This is a genomic window from Novacetimonas hansenii, from assembly GCF_014843995.1.
GTDB classification, from domain to species: Bacteria; Pseudomonadota; Alphaproteobacteria; order Acetobacterales; family Acetobacteraceae; genus Novacetimonas; species Novacetimonas hansenii.
Window position 1 is genome coordinate 1175199 of the sequence record NZ_CP062147.1, and the last position, 12936, is coordinate 1188134.

General features: G+C 60.6%; 7 protein-coding genes. All 7 read left to right on the top strand.

Annotated features, from left to right (window positions below):
* The first annotated feature begins 1 nt into the window (after window position 1).
* The 7 genes from IFJ82_RS05050 to rpoC all read left to right on the top strand — a co-directional run bounded on the left by IFJ82_RS05050 (window position 2) and on the right by rpoC (window position 12897).
* Window positions 2-1615: an efflux transporter outer membrane subunit gene (locus IFJ82_RS05050; protein WP_192266344.1), complete on the top strand. Its 1614-nt coding sequence runs from the start codon at window positions 2-4 to the stop codon at window positions 1613-1615.
* Window positions 1616-1721: 106 nt separating this feature from the next.
* Window positions 1722-2156, top strand: a complete 435-nt coding sequence (gene rplK, locus IFJ82_RS05055; protein ID WP_003621133.1) for a 50S ribosomal protein L11 — start codon at window positions 1722-1724, stop codon at window positions 2154-2156.
* A gap of 5 nt (window positions 2157-2161) precedes the next feature.
* Window positions 2162-2857, top strand: coding sequence for a 50S ribosomal protein L1 (rplA, locus tag IFJ82_RS05060; protein WP_003621131.1), 696 nt, complete (start codon window positions 2162-2164; stop codon window positions 2855-2857).
* Between the two features lie 282 nt (window positions 2858-3139).
* Window positions 3140-3658, top strand: coding sequence for a 50S ribosomal protein L10 (gene rplJ, locus IFJ82_RS05065; protein ID WP_003621130.1), 519 nt, complete (start codon window positions 3140-3142; stop codon window positions 3656-3658).
* Between the two features lie 102 nt (window positions 3659-3760).
* Entirely contained in the window at window positions 3761-4132 is a 372-nt protein-coding gene (gene rplL, locus IFJ82_RS05070) for a 50S ribosomal protein L7/L12 (RefSeq protein WP_003621128.1), read from the top strand.
* A gap of 290 nt (window positions 4133-4422) precedes the next feature.
* On the top strand, window positions 4423-8595 hold the full coding sequence (gene rpoB / locus IFJ82_RS05075; RefSeq protein ID WP_048858892.1) for a DNA-directed RNA polymerase subunit beta: 4173 nt from the start codon (window positions 4423-4425) through the stop codon (window positions 8593-8595).
* Window positions 8596-8700: 105 nt separating this feature from the next.
* Window positions 8701-12897, top strand: coding sequence for a DNA-directed RNA polymerase subunit beta' (gene rpoC / locus IFJ82_RS05080; RefSeq protein WP_062809150.1), 4197 nt, complete (start codon window positions 8701-8703; stop codon window positions 12895-12897).
* Window positions 12898-12936 lie beyond the last annotated feature (39 nt).

The following is a 12936-nucleotide window of genomic DNA, read 5'->3' on the forward strand; positions in this document are numbered from 1 at the left end:
CATGTGGGGGCGGGCACGCCGCCAGTCGATGCGCGCGGCCTGCCTTGCCGGATGCGCGATGATGGCTGCGGGCCTTGGCGGGTGTGTGGACCTTGCGCCGAAATACAGGCACGCGCACTACCTCTATCCCGATAACTGGCAGGGGGAGGGCATCATGCATTATGGTGCCCCCGCCGATGGTGCGCCGCGTGGCGACTGGTGGGTGGTCTTTAACGACCCGCTCCTCAACAAGCTGGAGGAGAGGGCGGGCCGCCTGAACCCTGATCTGCAGGCCGCGGCTGAAACCTTTACGCAGGCACGCGACCTGTCGGCGGAGGCGGCGTCGGCGCTGTATCCGCAGATCGGTGGCAATGCAGGGGCATCCAATAACCAGTCGTCGCAGCACCGGCTATGGCGTGGGGCGGGTGCCCAGGGCCCCACCTATATGTCATCGCAGCAGTGGGGGGCCAGCGTCCGGTGGGAGCCTGATTTCTGGTCTGAAATCCGCAACCGCAAACGTATGCGCCAGCAGCAGGCACAGGCCGCCGCCGCCGATTTCGCCGTGGCGCGGCTGAGTATCCAGTCCGAACTGGCTAATGATTATATGCAGTTGCGTGGCATGGACGCGCAGCATGCGGTGTATCAGGACTCGATCAGATATTACCAGACGGCGGTGCAGATCACCCAGATGCGTCAGGCCGGGGCGATCGCGGCAGGTATTGACGTATCGCGCGCGCAGACACAGCTTTCGGCCACGCAGGCGTCCGACACCGACCTGCAGGCCCGCCGCGCGGTGATGGAACATGCGATTGCGGTGCTGGTGAACACCTCGCCATCCGCCTTTCATATCACGCCGATTACCGAAATCCGCTTCCCGAAGGTGAAGATCGCGGTGGGGCTGCCTTCCACCCTGCTGGAACGCCGTCCCGATGTCGCCAGTGCCGAACGCAACATGGCGCAGGCAAACCGGGCGATTGGCGTGTCGCGCGCGGCATTTTATCCACATGTAACCTTCAGCGCGATGGCGGGGTTCATGGATAATGGCTTTACCCTCGATAAGGTCGCGAACGGCATGTACAATTATGCCGCGCAGGCTGTGCTGCCCCTGTTCCAGGGGGGGATGCGGCGCGCCGAACTGCAACGTAGCTGGTCGCAATACCGTCAGGCGGAAGACCGGTATCGCGCCACGGTGCTTGCCGCGTTCAAGGATGTGGAGGACGGGTTGAGCCTGACCCATGACCTTGATGTCGAGGCGGGGCAGGAAGGCGAGGCCGTCAAGGCGTCGCTGCGCACACAGAACATGACGATGCAGCTTTATACCGGCGGCCTGACCAACTACCTTGACGTGGTGGTGGCACAGGTGGCGGCGCTGACTGCACGCATCGCCCAGGTGCAGGTGGAGACCCGCTACATGCAGGCGCAGGTCGAACTGATCCGCGCGCTTGGCGGGGGATGGGACAGCAGCCAGTTGCCGAACCACCGGCAGATCCGTCCGTTTGGCCCGCTGCAATATTCCCACCTGCGGATTCCCAAGGCCGCAGGTGGCGTAAATGTCGATAATGGCGCGGAGTCGAAGGACCTCGAAATGCCTGCCCTGCCCGCGCAGGGGTTGACAGCACCCCCGAATCAGCGGTAGGTGCCCGCCTCTTATCGGAACGCGGGAGGTCCATTGCCCTTGTCACATCATGGCAGGGGTGACCGCCAGAACCGCGGTCCGGGTGAAACAGTCAGGAGCCCCGGATATGGCCAAAAAAATCGTTGGCTACATCAAGCTGCAGATCCCCGCCGGCAAGGCGAATCCCTCCCCGCCGGTTGGTCCGGCCCTTGGTCAGCGCGGCCTGAACATCATGCAGTTCTGCAAGGAGTTCAACGCGAAGACGCAGGGTATGGAACCGGGGATGCCCATTCCCGTGGTCATCACCGCCTATGCTGACCGCACCTTCAGCTTCATCACGAAGACCCCGCCGAACACCTATTTCCTGATGAAGGCCGCCAAGGTCAACAAGGGAAGTTCCACCGTTGGCAAGTCCGCGACGGTTGGCAAGGTGACGATTGCGCAGCTGCGCGAGATCGCCGAGGTGAAGATGAAAGACATGAACGCCAATGACATCGACGGCGCCGTGCGCATGCTGACCGGTTCAGCGCGCTCCATCGGCCTCGACGTGGTGGAGGGCTAAAGTCCATGGCAAAGAACAAGCGTCTGGCCGCCGCGCGCGCCAATGTTGATGCGACCAAGGCCTATGGCCTGGACGAAGCCATCTCCCTGGTGAAGCAGGGTGCGAAGGCGAAGTTTGACGAGACGGTCGAAATCTCCATGAACCTGGGCATTGACCCGCGTCATGCCGACCAGATGGTCCGTGGCCTGCTGTCCCTGCCGAATGGTACGGGCAAGACCCTGCGCGTTGGCGTGTTCGCCCGTGGCCCGAAGGCCGAGGAAGCGACTGCCGCCGGGGCCGATGTTGTCGGTGCCGAAGACCTGGCCGCCAAGGTGCAGGCTGGCGAGATCGAGTTCGACCGCTGCATCGCGACGCCGGACATGATGGCGCTGGTCGGCCGTCTGGGCAAGATCCTTGGCCCGCGTGGCCTGATGCCCAACCCGAAGCTGGGCACGGTCACGATGGATGTGAAGGGCGCCGTTACCGCGGCGAAGTCCGGTCAGGTCGAATACCGTGCGGAAAAGGCCGGTATCGTGCATGCCGGTATCGGCAAGGCCTCGTTCGACGAAGCCAAGCTTGCTGAAAACATCCGCGCATTCGTCGATGCGGTGCAGAAGGCCCGTCCCACGGGCGCGAAGGGCACCTACATCAAGAAGGTGTCCCTGTCGTCCACGATGGGACCGGGTGTGCATCTCGATGTGGCGACGCTCGCCGCATCCTGATGAAGGATTGTCCCGCCCCTGATGGGGTGGGATAAAAGGGAATGGCCCGTCCTGCGGGCCGTTTTCCGAACCTGTCCATGACCGGATGTGGCCTTGTGCCTTGATTACCCCTGTGGGGTTGCAGCCGGAAGACGGGGATTGCCGGGCCGCAGGTGCATGTCACCTGACACTGGTTGTTCCGTTTACAAAGGACAGGCGAACCGGGGCAGGCCCATGTTGGGCAGGCCCCAAGGGTAAACCCAATCCACCAGGTTTTCTGGTGGATGACGATGGAGACGGGATTTGGACCGTACGGAGAAGCGGGAGTTTGTTGCCTCCCTCGCGGCCGTGTTCGCCGAGACGTCCATGGTCGTTGTCACCCGTAATGACGGGCTGACGGTGGCTGATGTGACGGAACTTCGGCGGCGTGTGCGCGCGGCCGGAGCGACTTACAAGGTCGCGAAGAACCGGCTGGCCAATCTCGCCCTGGCAGGGACCCAGTTCGAAGGCATCGCGCCGCTGCTGAAGGGGCCGACCGCGATTTCGTGGGCGGATGAACCTGTTGCAGTTGCAAAGGTGCTGGTCGAGTTCGCCAAAACCAATGACAAGCTTGTTCTGCTCGGCGGATCGCTTGGCTCCCAGACACTGAGTGTCGAGGGTGTCAAGGCGCTGGCGGAACTGCCCTCCCTGGACGTGCTCCGGGCGCAGCTGGTGGGGCTTATCTCCACGCCGGCAACGCGCATCGCGGGCGTGCTGCAGGCGCCGGGCGGACAGCTTGCACGGGTTTTTGGTGCCTATGCCAAGACGGGCGAGGCAGCCTAGCCACCCCTGTCCCGGTAAGCCGGGATATCAACAAAATGGTACTTTTCCGAAATTTCGGGATTGTGCCACGCCAACCAGTGTATAAATTAGGAAGACTGAATCATGGCCGATCTGAACAAACTTGTTGACGAACTGTCCGCTCTTACGGTTCTCGAAGCTGCTGAGCTGTCGAAGCTGCTCGAAGAGAAGTGGGGCGTTTCCGCTGCTGCTCCGGTTGCTGTTGCTGCCGCTGCTGCTGCTCCGGCCGCTGCTGCTGAGGAAAAGACCGAATTCGACGTGGTGCTGGCGAAGGCTGGCGACAAGAAGATCAACGTCATCAAGGAAATCCGTGGCATCACGGGCCTGGGCCTGAAGGAAGCCAAGGACCTGGTCGAGGGCGCGCCCAAGACCGTCAAGGAAGGCGTCAGCAAGGATGAAGCCGAGAAGATCAAGAAGACCCTTGAAGATAACGGCGCTTCTGTCGAAATCAAATAAGATGTATCCTGTCAGCATTCCCTGTTGTGGATGTTGAGATGATATTCAGGTGAGGGTGGAGGTCGTCAGACCTCCGCCCCCTTGGGCGTTACAGGCACCCTGACCGTCAAGGTCTCGGGTGCCTTTGGCGGTAGAAGGGGCCGTCCTCAAGTCATGTGAAGGGACGGGTCCGGGGTTGGTCCATGAGGATGGGCAACCTGAAAGAATTTCTGGATCTGTCTTTGTCCCGAGCCGCAAGGCCATGATGGAGGACGGGGAGCAGGTCTGTGTGGATGGGGGCTGGATAGGCGATGAACGCGATTACGAAATCGTTCACGGGACGCAAACGCATCCGCAAGAGCTTCGGGCGTATACCCGAAATCGCTCCGATGCCCAATCTGATCGACGTGCAGCGTGCCAGTTACGAGGCATTCCTGCAGATGAACGTGTCACCCGACAGCCGGACGCCGACCGGTTTGCAGGAAGTGTTCCGTTCCGTCTTTCCGATCAATGATTTTGCCGGACGTGGGCGACTCGAATTCGTCAGCTATGAACTCGAAGAGCCGAAATACGATGTTGAGGAATGCATCCAGCGCGGGCTGACCTTTGCCGCGCCGCTGAAGGTGATCCTGCGCCTGATCGTGTGGGACGTGGATGAGGATACGGGATCGCGTTCGATCCGCGATATCAAGGAACAGCCGGTCTATATGGGCGACATGCCGCTCATGACCGACAACGGCACGTTCATCATCAACGGGACCGAGCGCGTCATCGTCAGCCAGATGCATCGCAGCCCCGGCGTGTTTTTCGACCACGACAAGGGCAAGACCCATTCATCGGGCAAGTTCCTGTTCGCCGCACGCGTCATTCCGTATCGTGGGTCGTGGCTGGATTTCGAATTCGACAGTAAGGACCTGATCTACGTCCGCATCGACCGCAAGCGCAAGCTGCCGGTCACGACGCTTCTGTACGCGCTGGAGGGCGAGGAATCGCGAGCCGCGCGCGAAGCGAAGGCGGCCGAGGGCGGCGACGTCGATTCCATGGAAATCCAGGGCATGAGCCCCGATGAAATCCTTGGCTATTTCTATGGCCAGGTCGAGTTCATCAAGAGCGGAAAGGGATGGGCCCGCCGTTTTGACCCCGATGCGTTCCGTGGCCAGAAGCTGCTGGAACCGCTGGTGGATGCCGATACGGGTGAGATCGTTGCCCAGGTGGACACCAAGCTGACGGCGCGTATGGTCCGCAAGATCGCGGAAACCACAAAGGACGTGCTGGTCGGTCCCGCAGGGCTGATCGGGCGTTTCATCGCGTTCGACATGGTCAACCCCGACACGGGCGAGATCTTTGCCGAAGCTGGTGATGAACTGACCGAAACCCGCCTTGAGGCGCTGGAGGCCGATGGTGTCACCAAGCTGGTGACGCTTGCGATCGATGCGACCAATGGTCCGTGGATCCGCAATACGCTTGCGATTGACAAGAACACATCGCGTGACGATGCGCTGACCGATATCTATCGTGTCATGCGTCCTGGCGAACCGCCGACGCCGGAAACGGCGGAAGCCATGTTCTCCGGCCTGTTCTTCGACCCTGACCGCTATGACCTGTCCGCCGTTGGCCGCGTGAAGATGAACATGCGCCTGGGGGTTGACGTGCCTGACACCGTGCGTGTCCTGCGTAAGGAAGACATCCTGCGCACGGTCAAGATCATGTGCGAGCTGAAGGACGGTCGCGGTGCGATCGACGATATCGACAATCTTGGCAACCGTCGTGTCCGTTCGGTCGGCGAACTGATGGAAAACCAGTATCGTGTCGGCCTGCTGCGTATGGAGCGTGCGATTCGCGAACGCATGGGGTCCGTCGATATCGACACGGTCATGCCGCATGACCTGATCAATGCGAAGCCTGCCGCCGCCGCCGTGCGCGAATTCTTTGGCTCCTCGCAGCTCAGCCAGTTCATGGACCAGACCAACCCCCTGTCGGAAGTTACGCACAAGCGTCGCCTTTCGGCGCTTGGTCCGGGTGGTCTGACGCGTGAGCGCGCGGGCTTTGAGGTTCGTGACGTCCACCCGACACATTATGGCCGCATCTGCCCGATCGAAACGCCGGAAGGCCCGAACATTGGTCTGATCAACTCCCTTGCGACCTATGCCAAGGTCAACAAGTACGGATTCATCGAAACCCCGTACCGCATGGTCGAGGGCGGTGTCCTGCAGAGCGGCTGGAAATACCTGTCCGCGATGGAGGAAGACAAGCTCATCGTCGCGCAGGCGGACGCAGAGCAGGATGCCCACGGGAAGCTGACGGACGAGCTGGTGTCAGTGCGTCGTGGCGGTGATTTCCGTCAGGTCCTGCCCGATGAGGTGACGGCCTGTGACGTGTCGCCCAAGCAGCTTGTGTCGGTTGCCGCGGCCCTGATCCCGTTCCTTGAAAACGATGACGCAAACCGCGCGCTGATGGGATCGAACATGCAGCGCCAGGCGGTGCCGCTGGTGCGTTCCGACGCGCCGCTGGTTGGCACCGGGATGGAAGCGGCCGTCGCCCATGATTCGGGTGCGACCATTGTTGCCCGGCGTCGTGGCATCGTGGACCAGATCGACGGTGCGCGTATCGTGGTGCGTGCAACCGACGATGCGGGTGCGACGCAGGGTGTCGATATCTATCGCCTGCGCAAATATATGCGTTCGAACCAGTCCACCTGCATCAACCAGCGTCCGCTGGTCCGCGTGGGGGATCAGGTTTCGGCGGGCGAGATCATCGCTGATGGTCCTTCCACCGAACTTGGTGAACTGGCGCTGGGGCGGAACGTGCTGGTCGCGTTCATGCCGTGGAACGGCTACAACTTCGAAGATTCGATCCTGATTTCCGAACGCATCGCGCGTGATGACGTCTTTACCTCGATCCATATCGAGGAATTCGAGGTCATGGCCCGTGATACGAAGCTGGGCCAGGAGGAAATCACCCGCGACATCCCCAATGTTGGCGAAGAAGCGCTGCGTAACCTTGACGAAGCCGGCATCGTCTATGTCGGCGCAGAGGTGAATCCGGGCGATATCCTGATTGGTAAGGTCACGCCAAAGGGCGAAAGCCCGATGACGCCGGAAGAAAAGCTGCTGCGCGCCATCTTTGGTGAAAAGGCATCCGACGTCCGCGATACCTCGCTGAAGCTGCCGCCGGGCACCAGTGGCACGATTGTTGATGTGCGTGTCTTCTCCCGCCGTGGCGTGGACAAGGATGAGCGCGCGATGGCGATCGAACGCGCGGAGATCGAGCGTCTGGCGAAGGACCGCGATGACGAGCGCGCCATTCAGGAGCGTTCCTTCTACAACCGTCTGCGTGAACATCTGATCGGGCAGACGGCAGGGGCGGGCTTCAAGGGTATCCGTTCTGGCACGCCGATCACGGACGAGGTCCTGTCGGAGCATCCGCGTGGTGCGTGGCGCAATGTCACCGTGACGTCCGATGCGGTGATGGCCGAACTGGAAGTCCTGCGTCGTGAGTTCGATACGGCGGTGTCGCGCATTCAGGCACGTTTCGACAACAAGGTCGAAAAGCTGCAGCGTGGCGACGAACTGCCGCCGGGCGTGATGAAGATGGTCAAGGTGTTCGTCGCGGTGAAGCGCAAGCTGCAACCGGGTGACAAGATGGCCGGTCGCCATGGCAACAAGGGTGTTGTCTCCCGCGTCGTACCGGTGGAGGACATGCCGTTCCTTGAGGACGGCACCCCCGTGGACCTGCTGCTCAACCCGCTTGGCGTGCCGTCGCGCATGAATGTGGGGCAGATCCTTGAAACCCACCTTGGCTGGGCCTGCGCCAATATCGGTCGCGGGATCGGGCAGCTTGTCGATACCTATCACAAGACGGGTGAGAAGCGGCAGGAACTGCTTGACGAACTGCGTTCCGTCTATGGCGAGGATGCTTTCGCAGCCAATATCGCCGATATGACGGATGCCCAGTTGCTTGAACTGTCGAATAACCTGCGCAAGGGCGTGCCCATTGCGACGCCGGTGTTCGATGGTGCGTCGATCCCGGACATCGAAGCGATGCTGGAGAAGGCCGGGCTCGACAAGTCGGGGCAGTCGCAGTTGATCGACGGTCGCACGGGTGAGCCGTTTGAGCGCAAGACCACGGTCGGCTACATCTATATGCTGAAGCTGCATCATCTTGTGGACGACAAGATCCATGCCCGTTCGATCGGTCCGTATTCGCTGGTCACACAGCAGCCGCTGGGTGGTAAGGCGCAGTTCGGTGGACAGCGTTTCGGTGAAATGGAAGTCTGGGCGCTCGAAGCCTATGGGGCGGCCTACACGCTGCAGGAAATGCTGACGGTGAAGTCCGATGACGTGTCGGGCCGCACCAAGGTCTATGAAGCCATCGTGCGCGAGCAGGATGATTTCGAGGCCGGCATCCCCGAAAGCTTCAACGTCCTGATCAAGGAACTGAAGTCGCTGGGCCTGAACGTGGATCTGGAACAGAGCGGTAGCTGATCGTTCCATGAACAAGGTAACGACCCGTCCATACGTTTTATTTTCAGGGATGGGGGCAGATAGTCGGTCTGCCCTCGTTCTTTTCCCTCAGGGGGTTTGCGGCGCATGAATGAACTCATGAAGATCCTTGGCCAGACGGGCCAGGCGATGACCTTCGACCAGATCAAGATCCAGCTCGCCTCGGCCGAGCAGATCCGGTCATGGTCCTATGGCGAGATCAAGAAGCCCGAGACCATCAATTATCGCACCTTCAAGCCGGAGCGCGATGGTCTGTTCTGTGCGCGGATTTTCGGTCCTATCAAGGATTACGAATGTCTGTGCGGCAAATACAAGCGGATGAAATTCCGTGGGATCATCTGCGAAAAATGCGGTGTCGAGGTCACGCTGGCCAAGGTCCGTCGCGAACGTATGGGCCATATCGAGCTTGCCAGCCCGGTCGCGCATATCTGGTTCCTGAAATCGCTGCCCAGCCGGATCGGCCTGATGGTCGATATGACGCTGAAGGATCTGGAAAAGATCCTGTATTTCGAAAGCTATGTGGTCCTTGAACCCGGCACCTCGCCGCTCAAGCAGTACAGCCTGCTGACCGAAGACCAGTATCTCGACGTCATGGACGAACATGGCGACGAAGGGATTGAGGTCGGGATCGGGGCCGAAGCGATCAAGAAGATCCTTGAGCGCATCGACTGCGACCAGGAGAAGGTTGAGCTGCGCCAGGAGCTGAAGGACACCACGTCCGAGGCGAAGCGCAAGAAGCTGGTCAAGCGGTTGAAGCTGATCGAGGCGTTTTCCGAAAGTGAATCGCGCCCCGAATGGATGATCATGGAGCTGATCCCGGTCATTCCGCCGGAATTGCGCCCGCTGGTGCCGCTGGATGGTGGTCGTTTCGCGACATCCGACCTGAATGACCTGTATCGCCGTGTCATCAACCGCAACAATCGCCTGAAGCGGCTGATCGAACTGCGTGCGCCTGACATCATCGTGCGCAACGAAAAGCGCATGCTGCAGGAATCGGTTGACGCCCTGTTCGATAACGGCCGTCGCGGCCGCGCCATCACAGGGGCGAACAAGCGTCCGCTGAAATCGCTTTCGGACATGCTGAAGGGCAAGCAGGGGCGTTTCCGCCAGAACCTGCTGGGCAAGCGCGTTGATTATTCCGGCCGTTCGGTCATCGTGGTTGGCCCGGAACTGAAACTGCACCAGTGTGGTCTGCCCAAAAAGATGGCGCTGGAGCTGTTCAAGCCGTTCATCTACTCCAAGCTGGAGAAGTATGGTCACGCCACCACCATCAAGGCCGCCAAGCGGATGGTGGAGAAGGAACGTCCCGAAGTCTGGGATATCCTTGAAGAGGTGATCCGCGAACATCCGGTCATGCTCAACCGTGCGCCAACGCTGCATCGTCTGGGTATCCAGGCGTTCGAGCCGGTGTTGATCGAAGGCAAGGCGATCCAGTTGCATCCGCTGGTCTGCACCGCGTTCAACGCCGACTTTGACGGCGATCAGATGGCCGTGCATGTCCCGCTGAGCCTTGAGGCACAGCTTGAGGCGCGTGTGCTGATGATGTCCACCAACAACATCCTCAGCCCCGCGAATGGCAAGCCGATTATCGTGCCGTCGCAGGATATTGTCCTTGGCCTGTATTATCTGAGCCTTGAGACGCCGGAATTCCGCGCTACCCCTGATCGCAACGAATATGATGCGCAGGGCAGGGTGACGGTGAACGGTGCTTCTTCTTTCTCCAGTGTGGGAGAGGTCGAATATGCCCTGACCACCGGTGCGGTGAAGCTGCATGACAAGATCCGCGCCCGGATCGAGAATGTCGACGCGGATGGTACCGTCACGCGTGAAACCGTCGTCACAACGCCTGGCCGCATGCTGGTCGCGCAGATCCTGCCGCGCAGTGCGGCGCTGCCGTTCTCGCTGATCAACAAGCAGTTGACCAAGAAGACGGTGTCCGACGTCATCGACGCGGTGTATCGCCATTGCGGGCAGAAAGAGTGCGTCATTTTCTGTGACCGCCTGATGGGCCTTGGCTTCAAGCATGCGGCGAAAGCCGGCATTTCCTTTGGCAAGGACGATATGATCGTGCCGAAGGAGAAGAAGGAGCTCGTCGAACATACCGCGAATGAGGTCAAGGAATTCGAACAGCAGTATCAGGACGGCCTGATTACGGCGGGCGAACGCTATAACAAGGTGGTTGACGCATGGTCGCGTTGCACGGACGAAGTGCAGGCCGCGATGATGAAGGAGATTTCCAAGCAGGAAATCGGCAAGCCCACCAATTCGGTATGGATGATGAGCCATTCTGGTGCCCGTGGGTCGCCAGCACAGATGAAGCAGCTTGCCGGCATGCGTGGCCTGATGGCCAAGCCGTCGGGCGAGATCATCGAACAGCCGATCATCGCCAACTTCAAGGAAGGTCTGTCGGTTCTCGATTACTTCACCTCCAGCCATGGCGCACGTAAGGGCTTGGCTGATACGGCGCTGAAGACCGCGAACTCCGGCTATCTGACACGACGCCTTGTCGATGTGGCGCAGGATTGCATCATCGTCGAAGATGATTGTGGCACGGAACGCGGCCTGACGGTGCGTGCGGTGATGGATGGCGGCGAGGTTGTCGCATCTCTGTCCGAGCGTATGCTGGGTCGTACGCTTGCGGCCGATGTGCTTGATCCCGCATCGGGTGAGCTGCTGTTCAAGCGCAATACCCTGATTGAGGAAGCGCAGGCAGAACAGATCGAGAAGGCCGGGGTGGAAAGCATCCTGATCCGTTCGGTTCTGACATGTGACAGCCGCGTGGGCGTGTGCGGCCACTGCTATGGTCGTGACTTGGCCCGAGGCACGCCGGTAAATATCGGTGAGGCCGTGGGCGTCATCGCAGCGCAGTCCATTGGTGAACCCGGCACGCAGTTGACGATGCGCACCTTCCATATCGGTGGCGCGGCGCAGCGTGGCGCGGAACAGTCGATGGTCGAGGCGTCACGCGATGGCAAGGCGACGATCCGCAACCGCAACGTGGTGCAGAACAGCCAGAACGTGACCATCGTCATGTCGCGTAACTGCGAAATCCTGCTGACGGATGACAAGGGGACGGAGCGTGCGCGCTATCGCGTACCTTATGGCGCGCGTCTGCTGATCGAAGATGGGGTCGAGGTCACGCGTGGCCAGAAACTGGCCGAGTGGGATCCGTATACCCTGCCGATCATTACGGAGCAGGCAGGCACGGTCGAATATCTCGACCTGATCGATTCCATCACGCTTGTCGAGCGTATGGATGAGGTCACCGGCCTGACGTCGAAGGTTGTCGTTGACTACAAGCAGGCGTCCAAGGGGGTCGATCTTCGGCCGCGTCTGCAGCTCAAGGATGCCAAGGGCGACGTGGTCAAGCTGGCGAATGGCAACGATGCGCGTTACTTCCTGTCACCTGACTCGCTGCTGTCGGTGGAAAATGGCGCACATGTCAACGCGGGCGACGTGCTGGCGCGCATCCCGCGCGAAGGTTCGAAGACACGTGACATTACCGGTGGTCTGCCGCGTGTCGCCGAATTGTTCGAGGCGCGGCGTCCCAAGGACCATGCCATCATTTCCGAAACCGAAGGTCGCGTCGAATTCGGCAAGGATTACAAGTCGAAGCGCCGTGTCATCGTCAAGAACGACGAAACGGGCGAGGAAACCGATTACCTGATCCCCAAGGGCAAGCATGTCTCGGTTCAGGAAGGCGATTTCGTTCAGGTTGGCGATCCGCTGGTCGATGGTCCGCGCGTGCCGCATGACATCCTGAAGGTTCTGGGGGTCGAGGCGCTGTCCGACTACCTCGTGAACGAGATTCAGGACGTCTATCGTCTGCAGGGCGTGAAGATCAACGACAAGCACATCGAGGTGATCGTCCGCCAGATGCTGCAGAAGGTCGAGATCCTTGAGCCGGGTGATACGACCTACCTGATTGGCGAGACGGTGGACCGGATCGAGTACGAGACGGAGAATACCAAGCGCCTGAACATCGGCGAACGTCCTGCCGTGGCCATGCCCGTGCTTCAGGGCATCACCAAGGCCTCCCTGCAGACGCAGTCGTTCATTTCTGCTGCATCCTTCCAGGAAACAACGCGCGTCCTTACCGAAGCCGCTACGGCGGGCAAGAAGGATACGTTGAACGGCCTGAAGGAAAACGTGATCGTCGGGCGCCTGATCCCGGCGGGCACAGGCAGCGTGATGAACAAGCTGCGTGCAGTGGCTGCCGGCCAGGACCGTCAGCGCCTTGCTCAGGCGAAGCCTGCGGTTGCCTCAACAAAGGCCGCCGAATAATACCGGCTGTGCGGGTGGGGGCCATGTGGCGCCCCACCC